Origin of the sequence: Rhodopseudomonas palustris (assembly GCF_013415845.1) — a bacterium.
Lineage (GTDB): Bacteria > Pseudomonadota > Alphaproteobacteria > Rhizobiales > Xanthobacteraceae > Rhodopseudomonas > Rhodopseudomonas palustris_F.
The window spans coordinates 783,955-801,202 of sequence record NZ_CP058907.1; the positions used below are offsets into that span (position 1 = coordinate 783,955).

Sequence of the window (17,248 nt, forward strand, 5' to 3'; positions counted from 1 at the left end):
GCGGCACCTTCAGGTTCCGGACCACGGCAGGATCACGCCGCTGTCCTGATATTGTGCCCGATAGGCGCTGACGCGAAAGACCTGCTGCATGATCTCGTCCGACAGCGCTTCGGCGGGCGTGCCATGGGCAGCGAGCCCGCCATTTGCCATCACCAGCACGGTATCGGCAAAGCGCGCGGCGAGGCCGAGGTCGTGGGTGACAACGATCACCAGCGTGCCGGCGTCGGCGGTGGTACGCAAGGTCTGCATCACGTCGAGCTGATAGCGCGGATCGAGCGAGGCGGTCGGCTCGTCGGCGAGCACCACCGGCGCCTCGACCGCCAACACGCGGGCGAGCGCGACGCGGCTGCGTTCGCCACCGGACAGTTCGGTGACGATGCGGTCGGCGAACTGGGCGACGTCGGTCACCGCCATTGCGCGCGTCACCGCCTCGGCATCGTGCGGCGACAGCCAGGCCGGATCGGTGGCGCCGTGCGGAAACCGGCCGAGTGCGACGACGTCCCGCACCGGCAGCGGCCAATGCACCAGATGGCCCTGCGGCAAATAGCCGAACCGCTTGGCGCGTTCGCGCAGCGGCAATGCCGCCAAGGAATCGCCGCCGATCATGATCTCGCCCTGCGCCTCGACCAGGCCGGCGAGGGCACGCAGCAGCGTGGTCTTGCCGGCGCCGTTGGGGCCGACCAGCGCCACCAGATGCCCGCGGGTCAGTGACAGCGACACACCACGTAGCACCTCGCGGCCCGACAGCGTGACGGCGAGGTCGCGCGCAGTGAGGAAGGCGGCGGTCATGCGACGCCTCCACCGAGCGCGCGGCGTTCGCGCACGATCAGATACAGGAAGAACGGTACGCCGATGATCGAGGTCAGCACCCCGACCTTGATATCGGTGCTGGCCGGGATCAGCCGCACCGCGATGTCGGCGGCGAGCAGCAGCGCCGCGCCCGCGAGCGCGCTCGGCAGCAGCACGCGGGCAGGATCGTGGCCGATCAAGGGGCGCACCAGATGCGGCGCGACCAGACCGATGAAACCGATCGTGCCCGACACCGACACGGCGCCGCCGACGCCGAGCGCAGTGCCGGCGATGACGATCAGCCGCAGCCGGCCGACGTCGATGCCGAGGCTCTGCGCGGTTTCTTCGCCCAAGCTGAGGGCGCGAAATGCGGCGCGCTGGCTGAACAGCAGCACGCCGCCGGCGACGATGAACGGCAGCGCCAGCACGACATGGCGGAAGCTGCGGTCTTCCAGCGAGCCGAGCAGCCAGAACGCGATTTCCAGGCTGGCGAACGGATTGGCCGACAGGTTCATCACCAGCGCGGTGGCTGCGCCGGCGAGGGCGGAAATCGCCAGCCCTGCGAGGATCAGCAGCAGCAGGCTGGCGTTGCGCCCGGCGATTGCCAGCAGCACGAACACCGACACGAACGCCATCGTGATCGCCGCGACCGGCAGCGCGAACGAGCGGACGTCGGCGAGCCCGAGCGCGATGATCAGCACCGCGCCGAACGCGGCCGATTGCGGCGCGCCGAACAGCGACGGCGATGCCAGCGGGTTGCGCAGTAGGCCCTGCAGCGCCGCGCCGGACAGGCCCAGAATGCCGCCGATCGCGAGCGCCAAAATGGTGCGCGGCAGCCGGATCTCCTGCACGATGATCTGCTGCACCTCGCCGCCGAGTCCGACCAGCGCCTGCACCACGGTGAGCGGCGACAGCTTGACTGGTCCCACCGCGAGCGATCCGATCGCCAGCAGGGTTACGAGCACCGCAAGCACAGCGGTCACGGCCGCCGCGCGCGAATTCGGTCCGGAATGTCGGGTCATACCGCGCTCATTTCTGCACGGCCGCGGCTGCCTGGTCGAGCCGGTGATAGCCGTTGAGGCGATAGATGATGGTGGAGACGATCCAGCTCGCCACGAACAGCGCCACGATGCCGTAGCCGAGCGCGCCGAAATTGGAATTGAGTTCTTCGATCCACTCCCAGAACGCGCCTTCGAGATGGAAGCGCCCGGCGAGCAGTCCGAGCGTCTCGATGCCGCCGATCAGCAGCGCCACCAGCACCGACACCGTCGTGATCGTCATGTTGTAGTACAGCTTGCGGATCGGATTGCGATACGCCCAGCCATAGGCGCCGAGCATCAGCACGCCGTCGAGGGTGTCGACCAGGGTCATACCGGCGGCAAACAGCGCCGGGAACACCAGGATCGTCCAGTGCGAAATGCTGCCGGAGGCGTTGGCGGCCAGTCCGAACAGGCTGATTTCGCTGGCGGTCTCGAAGCCGAGGGCGAACAATAGCCCGATCGGAAACAACTGCCAGCTCTTGGAGACGAAGCGGAACAGCGGCCGGAATAGCCGCGCCAGCCAGCCGCGCTGCTGCAGCAGCGCGTTGATGTCGTCGTCGTGCACGACCTCGCCGGCCTTGGCCTTCTTGAACGCCCGATACACGCCGCTCAGCACCGACAGATTGGCGATGGCGATCGCGAACAGAAACAGCGCCGACGCCGAGGTGCCGATCACCCCGCCGATCTCGCGATAGCCCGAGAACCGTTCGGTCAGCGAATTGGCTGCGACTGCGATCGCCAGCGACGCCACCAGCACGACGGTGGAATGGCCGAGCGCGAAGAACAGCCCGACCGCGACCGGCCGCTTGCCCTCCTGCATCAGCTTGCGGGTGACGTTGTCGATCGCCGCAATATGATCGGCATCGAGCGCGTGGCGCAGGCCGAGGCTATAGGCCAGAACCGCGGTGCCGATCAGCACCGGCTCGCCCGCGAACGCGGTCAGCGCCCAGGCCCAGGCGGCGATATTGGCGAGCACCAGGCCGCCGAGCACCGCGACCAGGCGGAAGCGGAATCCATCGGAAGAAGCGGGCAGAACGAGATCGGTCATGGCGGTCTCCGGCCGGTGAGCAGCATCCTGTCACCTGTGCGGCGGACCGCTCCAGCCGCGCGCGCCGCACGGTGGAAGATGACGTACTCAGGCCGGTCTCCTGGCTCACGGGTCGTCGCAATCCTTCGCCTTCCCGGGCAAGTGCTGCCCAGTGGCCGATTGAAGGATCGCTCACCGCTCACAGTTGCGGGCGCAGCGCCGGATTTGGGTTTGCGGCCATAAGCTTGGGCCCGCACCGGCTTCCCTGTGCCGGACGATTCCCGGCACACCTGAACGGGCGCGATCAAATGGAAGCGGGCCTGCTTTGTCAATCGCCGCCTTGGTTGTGCTGCCTAGGCGGGAGTGCTGAGCTTCAGCCCGATCATGCCGGCGACGATCATCGACAGGCACAACACCCGGAGCCCGCTGGCCGGCTCGCCATACAGCGTCATTCCGACCACGATGCTGCCGGCAGCGCCGATTCCGGTCCACACCGCATAGGCGGTGCCGAACGGCAGCGATTTCAAGGCTATGCTCATCAGGCCGAAGCTGGCCAGGATGGCGGCCAGTGTCACGACCGCGGGCCAGAACCGGGTGAAGCCCTCGGAATGCTTCAGCCCCAGCGCCCAGACGATCTCCATCAGGCCCGCGGCAAACAGCGCGAGCCAGCCGGTCATGGCTTCTTGCGCGGCGGCAGCGTCAGCACGGCTCGCTGCGCATAGCCCCGATACGGCCGCTCGAACCGCAGGCCGGCGCCGGTTCGGGCCGCGACTTGCATCAGGACGGCTTCCAGGCTGTCGCGCGGGGTGACGTCGAACAGCGTCAGCCAGCGCCGCAGCAGGTTGCGCGCCACTGAAGGCAGGCCGCGCTGGTCGCCGAAATCGACGATGTGCAGCTTGCCGCCCGGCTTCAGGTTGGCGACAGCGCGATCGATCACTGCGGTCCAGTCGGGGATCATCGATAGGCTGTAGGAAATCATGACGTGGTCGAACGCGACCGACTGGCCGAACACCGCCTGTGCGGTGAAGGCCGTGGCGTCGCCATGCGCGACCTTGACCCGGGCCATCAGCCCGGCGCCTTCGATCGAACTGATCGCCGAGGTCAGCATCTCGGTCGACACATCGAATCCGTAGAATTTCGCCTCGCGGTATCGGGTCGACGCCTGGATCAGGTTGCGGCCGGTGCCGCAGCCGACTTCCAGCACGGTTTCGGCCGCGTTCGGCTGCAGCTCGGCGATCAGCCGATCGCGGCCGAGAAGATAGTACCGGCGGGTCAGGTCGTAGATGTGCCGCTGATAGCGATACATCCGATTCATGCGCGAGGTCGCGTCGACCGGCCACGCCGGATCGGCAATGAGTTCGGGGTGCGTCAGCGCGGTGCGCGGAAGATCGGTGCGAGTGAGCGTCGTCATGGCCTGCCACCCTGGTTCGGCATCATCCGCCTTCCATCGCGATTTCAAGCGACAGGGTGATGACAAAGGCGTTGCCACCGATCAGTTCCGCGTTGTCGCAAAACTGCAGTGTTGCGCAGCTAATTTGGATCGATTGCCGAGTCGAGGATTTGATGAACACGCAGCAACTGATCGCGGACGCCGTCCGCAACAGCAAGGATCGCAGCGAGTCGACGCTGTGGGACGCTTTGTTTTCGATCTGGTTTCGTCGCCTGGTCTATACCCAGATCTGGGAAGATCCCGAGGCCGACCTCGCGGCTCTGCAATTGCCGATCGGTTCCACCATCGTGACGATCTCGTCGGGCGGCTGCAACGCGCTGTCCTACCTCACCGCCAAGCCGGCGCAGGTATTTGCGGTCGATCTTAACGAGGCGCATCTGGCGCTGCTCAAGTTGAAGCTCGCCGGCCTGCGGGCGCTGCCGGACTATGCATCGTTCTGGCAGTTCTTCGGCGAAGGCACCGCGGCCGGTAACGCAGACCTGTATCGCCGGCGGCTGCGCCCCGCGCTCGATCTCGACGCCCGCGGCTTCTGGGACGAGCGCGACTTCCGCGGCCGGCCCCGCTACCGTTATTTCACCGACGGCTTCTATCGCCACGGCGCGCTCGGACGCTTCATCGGCTTTGCGCATCTGCTGGCGAAGATCGCCAAGATCGACCTCAACGTGCTGCTGAAGGGCGCGCCGGACTCGCCGGAGCGGCGGGCAGCGCTGCAGCGCGTCGATTGGCTGTTCCACTCGCGGTTCGCCCGCATGCTTACCCGGACTCCGGCGCTGCTGTTCAGCCTCGGCATTCCGCCGCAGCAGCGCGAGTTGCTCGGTGGCGACCAGCCGCTCAACGAAGTGCTGCATCAGCGCCTTCTCCGGCTGATCGATGTCTATCCGAACGACACCAATTACTTCGCCTGGCAGGCGCTGAGCCGCAGCTATGCGGGCCCGGGCGACCGCTGCCTGCCGCTATATCTGCAGGAGAGCCGCTATCAGCAGATGCGCGCCGGCGCCGGGCTGGTGATCCCGGTGCACGAGAACCTGCGGGTGTTCCTGGAGAGCCTGCCGGCCCGCCAGATCGATGCCGTGGTGCTCTTGGATTCGCAGGATTGGATGGCGCCGGACGAAATCCGCGCGCTGTGGGACGCGATCGACCGCGCCGGCAAGGAGCAAGTGCGGGTGATCTTCCGCACCGCAGGCGCCGAATCCCCGTTGGAGACCGAGCCGCTGGCTCCGCTGCAGCAGACCTGGCAACGCGACGCCGAACGCAGCGCCATCGGCTTCGACCGCGACCGGTCGGGGATTTATGGCGGCTTCCACTGCTATATGCGTCGCTCGGGGGCGGGGAGCTAGGCAGGACTACTGATAGGGTTCGTCCGAGGCTGAGGGCGGGCCGAACGAGTCCAGGATCATTGCTGGCAAGCTTCGTTTTTTTGCGACTGCCGACTCCATGCCGATCAGGCTGCATTGATTCCACCGTAGAGTTACATCGTCCGGTTGCGGACTGAGGATGGCGCAGCAGACGCGAGCACGTCAGCCCGGTGCTGGTGAACTAATCGACGGCTGTGCAGCCAGCATGGGGCATTCAGGTCGAGCCGATGCGGGCGCGACTGCCCCCGTCCAGATCAAATAATACTTGGCTAACAGGGTCTTAGGTCAGGATCGCTAACCCAGAAGGGCGTCCCGGGATTCGGGCGTTTACTGCTTCTTAAACAAACCGCTCGGACCAGCTTCGACCGACTTTCAAGTGCGGACGTTCACGCGGTCGGCTTAAGCATTGCTTAGCGGTGCCTCTCCAACATTCACTGCTGCAAAACGTAGCAGAGAGAGCGCTCGTTGCTTTTCTCTTCTCGGCATTCACTCCATCGAAAAGACGCCCGCTGGACCAAAGCGATTGGGATGGAAGTCATGTCTGACGCCCTGTTGTCTCGCTTCGTTCGAGATCGCAAAGCGAACATCGCGGTCATTACCGCGCTCGTGATGATTCCCATCATCTTTCTGCTCGGCATGACGCTCGACTTCACCCAGGCGCTGCGCAAGAAGCAGCAACTCGACGCCGCCGCTGACGCTGCCGCCATCGCGGCCGTTCGTCCGGCCATGCTGATGCAAACTGACGCCGTGGCACAAAACACCGCCTATGCGATCTTCATGTCGACCGCCAACCGGCTGGCGTCCGGGTTGACGTCGGTGCCGACGCCGACCATTACGATCACTGACGTGGGGCTTCAGCGCACCGTCAAAGTGTCCTACAACGCCGCATCCCTGAACAATTTCCCCCAGCTGCTTATGAACAATGTGTCATGGGCGATCAGTGGCGCATCGACGGCGCAGGCGTCCAGCGCGCCAAATATGAATTTCTATCTGTTGATGGATGATTCGCCCTCGATGGGCATCGGTGCGACTGCGACCGACATCAGCAATCTGATTGCTTCCACTGCTCCGAAGTACCAGAAGGCGTCATCCTCGCAGAACTGCGGCTTCGCCTGTCACGAAACGAACATCGCACATGACGGCGGGACCAAGGATAATCTCGCCATCGCGCGAGCGAACAACATCACGTTGCGGATCGATCTTGTGACCAGCGCTGTCAATCAGCTGCTCAACACCTGGTCGAACTGCCCGCAGTCCGGAGTCTCGGGGGGAGTCATGCAGTGCATGTCGGCCCTGAACAATACCACGTACCGAGCGGCTCTCTATACGTTCGACCTGGGGCTGAACACGCTGGCGTCGCTCACGACCCCGACGACGGCCGGAGCCCAGGTTTCCAACATTGCGCTGATGCCAGTCGCCTATCAGAACTGCGTGGTGCCGACGACCAACTGCAAGACGGATAACGGCACGGATATCGCGGGGGCCCTCACCAGCCTCAATGGCATCATGCCGAGCCCGGGCCTTGGCAGCAATGCGTCGGGCGATACGCCCCAGGAAGTCGTCTTCCTCGTCACCGACGGCGTGGAGGACAAGATCTCCTCGTCCTGCCCCAACGGCAGCTACGCCTCCAACAGCCGCTGCCAGCAGCCGCTCGACACCGCAATCTGTACGACGATCAAGAACAGAGGCATCAAGATTGCAATCCTTTATACCGAGTATCTGCAGCTCAAGACTCCCAATGTTCCGGTGACGGACACTTGGTACATGAGCTGGATCGATGCTTACGACGAGCCGACGTCTTCGACCGGCGCCATCGCCAAGAATCTGCAAGCCTGCGCCTCCCCGGGCTTCTTTTCGAACGTTCAAACCGGCGGCAACATCACGCAGGCCTTGACGGATCTGTTCCTCAAGGTCGCGTCGAGTACTGCCAGCCTCACGCAATGAGAAACCCGCCATGGCCCGATTTGGACTGAGAGCGATCAAGCGGGGGCGATGTTGCATCGGGGCCTTCGGCAGGGATCGCGCAGGCGCCACCGCCGTGGAGTTCGCGCTGATCGCCACGCCGTTCTTCGCGATCATTGTCGCGTTGATCCAGACCTTTCTGTTGTTCTTTGCGCAGTCGGTTCTCGAAAACACGGTTCGGAAATCGGCCCGCCAGATCCTGACCGGGCAGGTTCAGGCGCAGAATGTCAGCCTGACGCCGGCGGCGTCGGCCGCCGCCTTCAAGCAGACCGTCTGCACCAATGCCAACGTGCTTTTCAGTTGCTCGGGGCTGATGGTCGACGTCAACGTCGCCAACAATTGGTCGTCGGCGGATATCGGCATGCCGGCGCTGACCTATGATAGCAACGGCAACGTCAACAACAGCTGGCAATTCAATCCCGGCCACGCCGGCGACATCGTCGTCGTTCGGGTGATGTATCTCTGGCCGATGTTCTTCGGGCCGATCGCCTTCAATTTGGCAAATCAGCCAAATGGGTCCCGCCTGATCATGGCGTCCGCAGCATTCCAGAACGAGCCTGCCAATCCGTAGAGGTTCCAGCCCATGATCCGCCGATCAGTTTCCGTCAGGAGTTTGCAGGCCGATGTCGATGCCGTGGCGGCCACCGAGTTCGCGATCGTGGTGCCGTTTCTGCTGGCGCTGTTCATCGGCGGAGTCGAGCTCGCGAACGGAATGGCGATCAGCGTCAAGGTCAGCGCGACGGCCCACTCCGTGGCTGATATGGTGACGCAGAATACTTCGCTCAGCACCACATCGATGCAGAACATTCTCACCGGGGCAACTGCAACGATCGCGCCATATTCCGTCAATGACAGCAGCGGCAAGTCGCTTCTGACGGTCACCGTGTCTGAGGTTTCCAGCGACGCAAATGGCAACCTGACCCTGCAGTGGAGCCGCTCGTTTAACGGCGCGACCTTCGGGTCGGGGAGAACCAGCCTGTCCGGCCTGACGGTGCCGACGTCGCTGAACGGGATCGTCGGCAACGCGAGTAATCCGAACAACCAGAATGATCAGGTGTCGTTCATCGTCGGAGAAGTCTCGTACGCCTATACGCCCAATCTCGGGTTTGCGATCAGCGGGACCGTCAATCTGACCGACACCGTGTGGATGTTTCCTCGCTGCTCAACCGATAGTCCGGCCAATTCGAATGGCCCCGCCTATTATGACGTCAAGTACTCCAGCTCGACGACCACGTGCACGTGTCTCCAGCACTTGCAGTACAAGAATTGTTAGCAAAGCGCCGCGTCGGCGGCGAGCGGTTTCGGCCGACGTTGTTGCCGGGCATCGTCCGGGAGATTTTTTGCTGCGCGCTACGCTTGCGATGGATCCGCGGGTCAAGCCCGCGGATGACGGTAGCGGACGGGGCTGTAGATCCTTAGTGGCCGAGTTCGCCAATCTCGTCCAGAATGCCTTGATAGAACTCTTGAAGTCTGGCGGAGCGTTGGGCCGCGATGCTGCGTCCCGTTGAGGTGCAGAAATTCTCCCCGAGATGCAAAAGCTTGGTCTGAAAATGATCCAATGCAAAGGAAATATCATCGAGCGAGCGCCGGGCGCCGGTCGGGTCTTTGATGTCGTAGATGTGGGCTTTCCGCGTTCCGGCTAGGTAGAAACAACGCGCTACGCCGATCCATCCGATTGCATCCAGACGGTCGGCGTCTTGGAGTATCTTTGCTTCAAGACTGGTCGGAGTGATCCCGGCCGAATAGCTGTGCGCCTCAATGGCGTGGCATGCGCGGTGTCTGCGCTCGGCGGACCAACCCCGTGCGGCCAGAACCTGATCGGCCTTGTTCGCCGCGAGGATCGAAGCTCTCTTCCGTTCCGGCGAAGCTTTGTCGATCCATATGCAGTCATGAAGGATCGTTGCAGCGACCAATATCTCGGTATCCCCGCCCTCGACAGCCGCAATCTCGGCGACGTTGCGCCAAACACGGACTAGATGGGCCTCATCATGAGCGCCGTCACGGACGTCAAATGCATGCGGGAGGAGCGACTGAGCCAGTGCCGGATGCAGGAAATGATCGTGTAGCATCTGCTATCCAAAAGAGGGAACGTCACGATGCTTAACACCCGCGTCGGGCGTTGCCGAGCTGCGTTGTCCGTCGGTCGGGTATTGCGCCTTTGCTGCGCTTGCACAAAAGGACGAAGTGTTTCGGACGAAGCAGACGATGCAGGGCACTTCATTAAGTGATCGGAGAACGCACGCATAGCCCCTGCAAACAATTCGCGTGAGCTTGATCCATCTCAAGCTGCCGTCGTGTCGATCAGTTAGTTTATCCATGACGAAGCGTGGTGCGGATGGTTCGTGCTTCCCGCGCCAGCAGCGTCTCTCCCCAGACTGGCCCCGCGCTCCCGATACGCAACCGGGACGCGGGGTTATTGTTGTCCCGCGGTGCCGCAAGGCTTGGCTCGCCGGGCCGCCTTGCCGAATGCGTCCTGATCGGGCAAGACTCTTGAAATTCACCAGGATTTCCAAGAGGCCGGTTTGATCGACAAGCTCGAGCTGCTACTCGCGCTCGCCAAGGAGCGGCATTTCGGCCGAGCCGCCGAGGCCTGTGGCGTGACCCAGCCGACGATGTCGACCGGCATCAAGCAGCTCGAAGAGATCTTGGGCGTGATGCTGGTGCAGCGCGGCTCGCGGTTTCTCGGCTTCACGCCGGAGGGCGAGCGGGCGCTAGAATGGGCGCGCCGGATCGTTGCCGACAGCCGCGCGATGCGCCAGGATATCGGGGCGCTGAAGGCCGAGCTTTCCGGGGAACTGCGGATCGCCGCGATTCCGACCGTGCTCGGCATGGTGGCGCAGCTCACCACGCCGTTCCGCGCGCGGCACCCCAATGTCCGCTTCAGCATCCTGTCCTGCACCTCCTCGGAAGTGCTCGGCCTGCTCGAAAACCTCGAAGTCGACGCCGGGCTGACCTACACCGAGAACGAGCCGGTCGGCAAAGTCCGCAGCGTGCCGCTGTATCAGGAAAGCTATCGGCTGATCACCTCTCCGGACGGGATGTTCGGCGACCGCGATCAGGTGACCTGGCGCGAGGTCGGTCAGGTACCGCTGTGCCTGCTGACGCCCAACATGCAGAACCGCCGTATCATCGACCGCGCGCTGCGCGCCGCGGGCACCACGGCCCAGCCGACGCTGACCTCGAATTCGATCATCGTGCTCTACACCCATGTGAAGACGGGGCGATGGGCGAGCGTGATGCCGGCCAAGCTCGCCGAGACGCTCGGGCTCGGCGACGAAGTCCGCACCATTCCGATCGTCGAGCCGATGGTCGCTTACAGCATTGGTCTGGTGGTGCCGCCGCGCGAGCCCTACACGCCGCTGGTCGCAGCCCTGATGCAGGTGGCGCGTGAGGTTGCGCCGACGTTGCAGAGCTGATCAGGGCGGACTGCTGACGGAAAAGCTGTGGAGCGCAGGCAGCCTCCACGGGTCATTCCGGGGCGCGAGCGACAGCTCGCGAACCCGGAATCTCCGTCCGCAAACAACCTCGGGATTCCGGGGTCTCCGCTGTGCGGCGCCCCGGAATGACGGTGTCAATTCCCCTTGTCGTTGCGGATTCCTTATCGCAGCATTGGACAGCTTTATTGATCTTTTGAACAATTCTCATTCTCATCCGGCGATCCACGACGACGAAGAGCGCCGATGCAATACGAACCATGGGAACCCGCCCGCGCGAGCGACATCATCGCCGGGCTGACGCACAAGGAAGGCGCGACGCTGCTGATGCTGCAGGCGTTGCAGCAGGCGTTCGGCTATGTGCCGCCGGATGCCGAGCCGATGGTCGCGCAGGCGCTGAACCTGTCGCGCGCCGAAGTCCACGGCGTCCTCACCTTCTATCCGGATTTTCGCCGCGAGCCGCCGGGCCGCCATGTGCTGAAGCTGTGCCGCGCCGAGGCCTGCCAGGCCGCCGGCGGAGATGCGCTGGCGGCGCATGCCGAGACCCGGCTGGGCGTCACCTTCGGCGCCACCACCGCGGACGGTGCGGTGACGCTGGAGCCTGCCTATTGCTTCGGCCTATGTGCCACGGCACCGTCGGCGATGATCAACGAGCGCGTGGTCGGCCGGCTCGATGCCGCCAAGCTCGACGCTCTGTTGGCGGAGGCGCAGCGATGAGTTTGCGCATCTTCATCCCGCGCGATTCCGGCGCGCTCGCGGTCGGCGCCGACGAGGTCGCGGCCGCGCTGGTCGATCAGGCGCACGCGCGCGAGCTGCCGGTCGATCTGGTCCGCCCCGGCTCGCGCGGGCTGTACTGGCTCGAACCGATGCTGGAGGTGGACACGCCGGAGGGCCGCGTCGCCTACGGGCCGGTGACGCCGGCCGATGTGCCGTCGCTGCTCGATGCGATCGTGGCCGGCGGGCCGCATTCGCTGCGGCAGGGGCTCACTGAGGAGATCCCGTGGCTGAAGCGGCAGACCCGGCTGACCTTCGCGCGCTGCGGCATCGTCGATCCGCGCTCGATCGACGATTATCGCGCTCATGGCGGCTATCGCGGGCTCGAACGCGCGCTGAAGATGAGCTCGGACGCGATCATCGACGACGTCGTCAAGTCCGGCCTGCGCGGTCGCGGCGGCGCAGGCTTTCCGACCGGCACCAAGTGGCGCACCGTGGCCCAGGCCGGGCGTGGCCAGAAATACATCTGCTGCAACGCCGACGAGGGCGACAGCGGCACCTTCGCCGACCGGATGCTGATGGAGGGCGATCCCTTCATGATCATCGAGGGCATGACGATCGCCGGCATCGCGGTCGGCGCTACCCGCGGCTACATCTACATCCGCTCGGAATATCCGCATGCCGTCGAGGCGATGAACGCCGCGATCGAGGCGGCGCGGCGCACCGGCTATCTCGGCGAGCACATCTGCCATTCGACGGATTCGTTCGACATCGAAGTCCGGGTCGGTGCCGGCGCCTATATCTGCGGCGAAGAAACCTCGATGCTGGAGAGTCTCGAGGGCAAGCGCGGCACGGTGCGGGCCAAACCGCCGCTTCCAGCGCATAAGGGTCTGTTCGGCCGGCCAACAGTGATCAACAACGTGCTCACCTTCTCGGCGGTGCCCTACATCCTCGACGGCGGCGCTCAGGCTTATGCGGATTGCGGCATGGGCAAGTCGCGCGGCACCAAGCCGATCCAGCTCGGCGGCAACATCAAGCACGGCGGGCTGTTCGAGGTGGCATTCGGCATCACCCTCGGCGAGTTGGTCGACGAGATCGGCGGCGGCACGCTAAGCGGCCGCCCGGTGCGCGCCGTCCAGGTCGGCGGCCCGCTCGGCGCTTACTTCCCGCGCGCGCTGTTCGATACGCCGTTCGACTACGAGGCGTTCGCCGCGCGGAGCGGCATGGTTGGGCACGGCGGCGTCGTGGTGTTCGACGACACCGTCGACATGGCCAAGCAGGCGCGGTTCGCGATGGAGTTCTGCGCCCACGAATCTTGCGGCAAGTGCACGCCATGCCGGATCGGTTCGACCCGCGGCGCCGAGACGGTCGACAAGATCATCGCCCGCGACAGGCCTGCGGCCAACATCGCCGTGCTCGAAGACCTCTGCAACACCATGAAGTTCGGCTCGCTGTGCGCGCTGGGCGGCCTCGCGCCGATCCCGGTGCTCAGCGCGCTGACGCACTTCCCGGAAGATTTCGGCCTCGCGCCGCGCCGCCTGCAGGCCGCGGAATAAAGGACGATCGATATGGCTCTGGTCCACGAAACCGATTTCGGCACGCCGCCGTCGCTCTCCGAAAACATGGTGACGCTGACGATTGACGGTCGCAGCGTCAGCGTACCCGAGGGCACCTCGATTATGCGCGCCGCGATGGAGATCGGCACGGCGATCCCGAAACTCTGTGCCACCGACATGGTCGATGCGTTCGGCTCATGTCGGCTGTGCCTTGTCGAGATCGATGGCCGCAGCGGCACCCCGGCCTCGTGCACCACGCCGGTCGCCGACGGCCTTGTGGTCCACACCCAGACCGAGCGGCTGAAGCAGATCCGCAAGGGCGTGATGGAGCTGTACATCTCCGATCATCCGCTCGACTGCCTGACCTGCTCGGCCAATGGCGATTGCGAGCTGCAGGACATGGCCGGCGCGGTCGGCCTGCGCGACGTGCGCTACGATTACTCCGGCGAGAAGCATCCCAATCCGGGCCTCGACGAGTCCAATCCGTATTTCACCTACGATGCGTCGAAGTGCATCGTTTGCTCGCGCTGCGTCCGCGCCTGCGAGGAGGTGCAAGGCACCTTCGCGCTGACCATCGCCGGCCGCGGCTTCGATTCCGTGGTGTCGCCCGGCATGCAGGAGAGCTTCCTCGGCTCGGAATGCGTGTCCTGCGGCGCCTGCGTGCAAGCCTGCCCGACCGCGACGCTGAACGAAAAGAGCGTGATCGAGATCGGCACGCCGGAGCGCTCGGTGGTGACGACCTGCGCGTATTGCGGCGTCGGCTGCACCTTCAAGGCCGAGATGCGCGGCGAAGAGCTGGTGCGCATGGTGCCTTACAAGGACGGCAAGGCCAATCGCGGCCATTCCTGCGTCAAGGGCCGCTTCGCCTGGGGCTACGCCAATCACAAGGAGCGCATTCTCAAGCCGATGATCCGCGGCAAGATCACCGAGCCGTGGCGCGAGGTGAGCTGGGACGAGGCGTTTGCCTATGCGGCGTCCGAACTGAAGCGGATCCAGGCCAAATACGGTCGCGATTCGATCGGCGGTATCACCTCGTCGCGCTGTACCAATGAAGAAACCTTCCTGGTGCAGAAGTTGATCCGCGCCGGGTTCGGCAACAACAATGTCGATACCTGCGCCCGCGTCTGCCACTCGCCGACTGGTTACGGTCTGTCGACCGCGTTCGGCACCTCGGCCGGCACCCAGGATTTCGACTCGGTCGAGCACGCCGACGTGGTGATGATTATCGGCGCCAACCCGACCGACGGCCACCCGGTGTTCGGTTCGCGCCTGAAGAAGCGGCTGCGCCAGGGCGCCAAGCTGATCGTGGTCGATCCACGCCGGATCGATCTGGTGCGCTCGGCGCATGTCGAGGCCGCGCAGCATCTGCCGCTGAAGCCCGGTACCAACGTCGCGGTGTTGACCGCGCTGGCCCACGTTATCGTCACCGAAGGACTCGCCAACGAAGCCTTCGTCCGCGAGCGCTGCGACTGGAGCGAATACGAGCACTGGGCGGCGTTCGTCTCCGACGAGCGGCACAGCCCGGAAGCCACCGCGGCCTTCACCGGCGTCGATCCGCAAGCGCTGCGCGAGGCCGCGCGGCTCTACGCCACCGGCGGCAACGGCGCGATTTATTACGGCCTCGGCGTCACCGAGCACAGCCAGGGCTCGACCACCGTGATGGCGATCGCCAACCTCGCGATGGCCACCGGCAATCTCGGCCGCCCCGGCGTCGGCGTAAATCCGCTGCGCGGCCAGAACAACGTGCAGGGCTCGTGCGACATGGGCTCGTTCCCGCACGAACTGCCGGGCTATCGCCACATCTCGACCGACTCGGTGCGCGAGAGCTTCGAGGCGCTATGGAACGTCAAACTCGACAACGAGCCGGGCCTACGTATTCCCAACATGCTCGACGCCGCGGTCGAAGGCTCGTTCAAGGCGCTGTACGTGCAGGGCGAGGACATTCTGCAGTCCGACCCCAACACCAAGCACGTCGCCGCCGGTCTCGAAGCGATGGAGTGCGTCATCGTCCATGACCTGTTCCTCAACGAGACCGCCAATTACTCCCATATCTTTCTGCCGGGGTCGACCTTCCTTGAGAAGAACGGCACCTTCACCAATGCCGAACGCCGCATCCAGCGTGTCCGCAAGGTGATGTCGCCGAAGAATGGTCTGGAAGACTGGGAAGTCACGCTGCGGCTTGCCGAGGCAGTCGGTTACAGGATGAACTACACGCATCCGTCGCAGATCATGGACGAGATTGCGGCGCTGACGCCGACTTTCGCGGGCGTGTCCTACGACAGGCTGGAAGAACTCGGCTCGATCCAGTGGCCGTGCAACGAACGGGCGCCGGAAGGCACGCCGGTGATGCACATCGACCATTTCGTCCGCGGCAAGGGCAAGTTCGTCATTACCGAGTACGTCGCGACCGACGAGCGCACCGGGCCGCGCTTCCCGCTGCTGCTGACCACCGGCCGGATCCTGTCGCAGTACAATGTCGGCGCGCAGACGCGGCGCACCGCCAATACGGTGTGGCACGACGAGGACCGGCTCGAGATCCATCCGCACGACGCCGAGCAGCGCGGCGTGCGCGACGGCGACTGGGTACGGCTCGCCAGCCGGGCCGGCGAGACCACGCTGCGCGCGCTGATCACCGACCGCGTCGCGCCGGGCGTCGTCTACACCACGTTCCATCACCCGGACACGCAGGCCAACGTCGTCACGACCGAGTATTCGGATTGGGCCACGAACTGCCCGGAATACAAGGTGACGGCTGTGCAGGTCGCGCCGTCGAACGGCCCCTCGGAGTGGCAGCGCTCCTACGAGCAGCAGGCTACGGCTGCGCGGCGGATCGCGGTGCCGGCGGAGGCGGCGGAGTGATGGCGCGGTCGACCGTCCACACAGGCAAGACCAGGGTCTGGCGTCATGGCCGGATGCAGTCCGGCACGCGCGCGATTCCCGACGAGACGCCGGTCGCGATCAGCTACAACGGCTCCTCCCAGGCGGTGATGATGGCGACGCCGGCCGATCTGGAAGACTTCGCGATCGGCTTCAGCCTGAGCGAAGGTGTGATCGGGCAGGCCGCCGAGATCGACAGCCTGGAGATCGTGCCGCACGACGATGGCGTCGAACTGCGGATGTGGCTCGCGGGCGACGTCGCCGAACGTCTGCAACAGCGCCGCCGGCATATCGCCGGGCCGACCGGCTGCGGGCTGTGCGGGGTGGATTCGATCGCCGAGGCGGTTCGTCCGGTCGCGACCGTCGGTGCTGGCCGCAGCTTCTCGCCGCAGCACATCATCGTCGCGATCGAGGCCCTGCCGCCGCTACAGAAGCTCAACGTCGAGACCCGCGCGGTGCACGCCGCCGCTTACTTCACGCCGGAGCAAGGCATCCTGCATGTGCGTGAGGATGTCGGCCGCCACAATGCGCTCGACAAGCTCGTTGGCGCGCTGGCGCGAGATCGCATCGATGCAGCGAACGGCATCGTGCTGCTGACCAGCCGGGTGTCGGTGGAAATGGTGCAGAAGACCGCCGCGATCGGCGCGGCCGTGCTGGTCGCAGTCTCCGCGCCCACCGCGCTCGCGGTGCGGATGGCGGAGGCTGCGGGCATTACACTCGCCGCGATCGCACGGTCGGACGGCTTCGAAATCTTCACGCATCCGCAGCGCATCGTCGAGATCGATCACAAGGGAGCTGCCGATGTCGCCTGACCGGCTGGTGTACATGGCCAATCAGATCGGCGCGTTCTTCCGCAGCCAGGGGCCCGACAAGGCGATCCCTGGTATCACCGAACATTTGAAAAAGTTCTGGGAGCCGCGGATGCGGCGGGCGATCATCGCGCATCTCGAGGCCGGGGGTGATGGGCTCGCGCCCGAGGTGCGGGCCGCAGTGGAGGCGTTGAAAGGGGTAACTTAGCAAGGGCGCATGGGACGACGGTCAGTC

16 protein-coding genes and 1 riboswitch are annotated in these 17,248 nt (G+C 64.9%); of the genes, 10 read left to right on the top strand and 6 right to left on the bottom strand.

What is annotated here, in order from left to right:
* Positions 1-9: 9 nt before the first annotated feature.
* The 5 genes from HZF03_RS03660 to HZF03_RS03680 all read right to left on the bottom strand — a co-directional run bounded on the left by HZF03_RS03660 (position 10) and on the right by HZF03_RS03680 (position 4,267).
* Positions 10-789, bottom strand: a complete 780-nt coding sequence (locus HZF03_RS03660; RefSeq protein WP_119017463.1) for an ABC transporter ATP-binding protein — start codon at positions 787-789, stop codon at positions 10-12.
* Complete coding sequence (locus tag HZF03_RS03665; protein ID WP_119017464.1) at positions 786-1,811, bottom strand: FecCD family ABC transporter permease; 1,026 nt, start codon at positions 1,809-1,811, stop codon at positions 786-788. Before HZF03_RS03665 ends, HZF03_RS03660 begins: the two co-directional genes overlap by 4 nt.
* A gap of 7 nt (positions 1,812-1,818) precedes the next feature.
* Positions 1,819-2,877 (bottom strand): HoxN/HupN/NixA family nickel/cobalt transporter, encoded by a 1,059-nt coding sequence (locus HZF03_RS03670; protein WP_119017465.1) that lies wholly within the window; start codon positions 2,875-2,877, stop codon positions 1,819-1,821.
* 73 nt (positions 2,878-2,950) lie between these two features.
* Positions 2,951-3,165: riboswitch (cobalamin riboswitch) on the bottom strand.
* 44 nt (positions 3,166-3,209) lie between these two features.
* A complete protein-coding gene (locus HZF03_RS03675; protein WP_011156292.1) occupies positions 3,210-3,533 on the bottom strand; it encodes a DMT family transporter in 324 nt (107 codons plus the stop codon).
* A complete protein-coding gene (locus tag HZF03_RS03680; RefSeq protein WP_119017466.1) occupies positions 3,530-4,267 on the bottom strand; it encodes a class I SAM-dependent methyltransferase in 738 nt (245 codons plus the stop codon). The genes HZF03_RS03675 and HZF03_RS03680 overlap by 4 nt, the downstream gene beginning before the upstream one ends.
* Before the next feature lie 152 nt (positions 4,268-4,419).
* Between HZF03_RS03680 and HZF03_RS03685 the strand changes: the two genes are divergently transcribed.
* The 4 genes from HZF03_RS03685 (at position 4,420) to HZF03_RS03700 (ending at position 8,896) form a co-directional block, all read left to right on the top strand.
* Positions 4,420-5,643, top strand: a complete 1,224-nt coding sequence (locus tag HZF03_RS03685; RefSeq protein ID WP_119017467.1) for a BtaA family protein — start codon at positions 4,420-4,422, stop codon at positions 5,641-5,643.
* Positions 5,644-6,198: 555 nt separating this feature from the next.
* The gene (locus HZF03_RS03690) at positions 6,199-7,605 is read left to right on the top strand and encodes a TadE/TadG family type IV pilus assembly protein (protein WP_165858093.1); all 1,407 of its coding nucleotides are present in this window, start codon (positions 6,199-6,201) and stop codon (positions 7,603-7,605) included.
* 10 nt (positions 7,606-7,615) lie between these two features.
* Complete coding sequence (locus HZF03_RS03695) at positions 7,616-8,194, top strand: TadE/TadG family type IV pilus assembly protein (RefSeq protein ID WP_119017469.1); 579 nt, start codon at positions 7,616-7,618, stop codon at positions 8,192-8,194.
* Between the two features lie 12 nt (positions 8,195-8,206).
* Complete coding sequence (locus HZF03_RS03700) at positions 8,207-8,896, top strand: TadE/TadG family type IV pilus assembly protein (RefSeq protein ID WP_119017470.1); 690 nt, start codon at positions 8,207-8,209, stop codon at positions 8,894-8,896.
* Positions 8,897-9,038: 142 nt separating this feature from the next.
* Here HZF03_RS03700 and HZF03_RS03705 read toward each other — a convergent pair whose 3' ends face one another.
* Positions 9,039-9,692 carry an HD domain-containing protein gene (locus HZF03_RS03705; RefSeq protein WP_119017471.1) on the bottom strand — a complete coding sequence of 218 codons (654 nt, stop codon included), beginning with the start codon at positions 9,690-9,692 and terminating at the stop codon, positions 9,039-9,041.
* A gap of 453 nt (positions 9,693-10,145) precedes the next feature.
* On the opposite strand from HZF03_RS03705, the gene HZF03_RS03710 reads away from it, so the two are divergent.
* From HZF03_RS03710 to HZF03_RS03735, 6 genes are all read left to right on the top strand, one after another.
* Entirely contained in the window at positions 10,146-11,039 is an 894-nt protein-coding gene (locus HZF03_RS03710; protein ID WP_011156298.1) for a LysR family transcriptional regulator, read from the top strand.
* Between the two features lie 264 nt (positions 11,040-11,303).
* On the top strand, positions 11,304-11,774 hold the full coding sequence (locus HZF03_RS03715; RefSeq protein ID WP_119017472.1) for a formate dehydrogenase subunit gamma: 471 nt from the start codon (positions 11,304-11,306) through the stop codon (positions 11,772-11,774).
* Entirely contained in the window at positions 11,771-13,327 is a 1,557-nt protein-coding gene (locus HZF03_RS03720; RefSeq protein ID WP_119017473.1) for a formate dehydrogenase beta subunit, read from the top strand. The genes HZF03_RS03715 and HZF03_RS03720 overlap by 4 nt, the downstream gene beginning before the upstream one ends.
* A gap of 12 nt (positions 13,328-13,339) precedes the next feature.
* Positions 13,340-16,186: a formate dehydrogenase subunit alpha gene (fdhF, locus tag HZF03_RS03725; protein WP_119017474.1), complete on the top strand. Its 2,847-nt coding sequence runs from the start codon at positions 13,340-13,342 to the stop codon at positions 16,184-16,186.
* Positions 16,186-17,016: a formate dehydrogenase accessory sulfurtransferase FdhD gene (gene fdhD, locus HZF03_RS03730; RefSeq protein ID WP_119017475.1), complete on the top strand. Its 831-nt coding sequence runs from the start codon at positions 16,186-16,188 to the stop codon at positions 17,014-17,016. Before fdhF ends, fdhD begins: the two co-directional genes overlap by 1 nt.
* On the top strand, positions 17,006-17,221 hold the full coding sequence (locus HZF03_RS03735; protein ID WP_119017476.1) for a formate dehydrogenase subunit delta: 216 nt from the start codon (positions 17,006-17,008) through the stop codon (positions 17,219-17,221). Before fdhD ends, HZF03_RS03735 begins: the two co-directional genes overlap by 11 nt.
* Positions 17,222-17,248: the final 27 nt, after the last annotated feature.

Excerpts from the sequence above, each read along its gene's own strand:
- fdhD (WP_119017475.1), top strand. The coding sequence starts at position 16,186 with ATGGCGCGGTCGACCGTCCACACAGGCAAGACCAGGGTCTGGCGTCAT.
- fdhF (WP_119017474.1), top strand. The coding sequence starts at position 13,340 with ATGGCTCTGGTCCACGAAACCGATTTCGGCACGCCGCCGTCGCTCTCC.
- HZF03_RS03695 (WP_119017469.1), top strand. The coding sequence starts at position 7,616 with ATGGCCCGATTTGGACTGAGAGCGATCAAGCGGGGGCGATGTTGCATC.
- HZF03_RS03680 (WP_119017466.1), bottom strand. The coding sequence starts at position 4,267 with ATGACGACGCTCACTCGCACCGATCTTCCGCGCACCGCGCTGACGCAC.
- HZF03_RS03670 (WP_119017465.1), bottom strand. The coding sequence starts at position 2,877 with ATGACCGATCTCGTTCTGCCCGCTTCTTCCGATGGATTCCGCTTCCGC.
- HZF03_RS03685 (WP_119017467.1), top strand. The coding sequence starts at position 4,420 with ATGAACACGCAGCAACTGATCGCGGACGCCGTCCGCAACAGCAAGGAT.
- HZF03_RS03665 (WP_119017464.1), bottom strand. The coding sequence starts at position 1,811 with ATGACCCGACATTCCGGACCGAATTCGCGCGCGGCGGCCGTGACCGCT.
- HZF03_RS03720 (WP_119017473.1), top strand. The coding sequence starts at position 11,771 with ATGAGTTTGCGCATCTTCATCCCGCGCGATTCCGGCGCGCTCGCGGTC.
- HZF03_RS03735 (WP_119017476.1), top strand. The coding sequence starts at position 17,006 with ATGTCGCCTGACCGGCTGGTGTACATGGCCAATCAGATCGGCGCGTTC.
- HZF03_RS03675 (WP_011156292.1), bottom strand. The coding sequence starts at position 3,533 with ATGACCGGCTGGCTCGCGCTGTTTGCCGCGGGCCTGATGGAGATCGTC.
- HZF03_RS03715 (WP_119017472.1), top strand. The coding sequence starts at position 11,304 with ATGCAATACGAACCATGGGAACCCGCCCGCGCGAGCGACATCATCGCC.
- HZF03_RS03705 (WP_119017471.1), bottom strand. The coding sequence starts at position 9,692 with ATGCTACACGATCATTTCCTGCATCCGGCACTGGCTCAGTCGCTCCTC.
- HZF03_RS03660 (WP_119017463.1), bottom strand. The coding sequence starts at position 789 with ATGACCGCCGCCTTCCTCACTGCGCGCGACCTCGCCGTCACGCTGTCG.
- HZF03_RS03690 (WP_165858093.1), top strand. The coding sequence starts at position 6,199 with ATGTCTGACGCCCTGTTGTCTCGCTTCGTTCGAGATCGCAAAGCGAAC.
- HZF03_RS03700 (WP_119017470.1), top strand. The coding sequence starts at position 8,207 with ATGATCCGCCGATCAGTTTCCGTCAGGAGTTTGCAGGCCGATGTCGAT.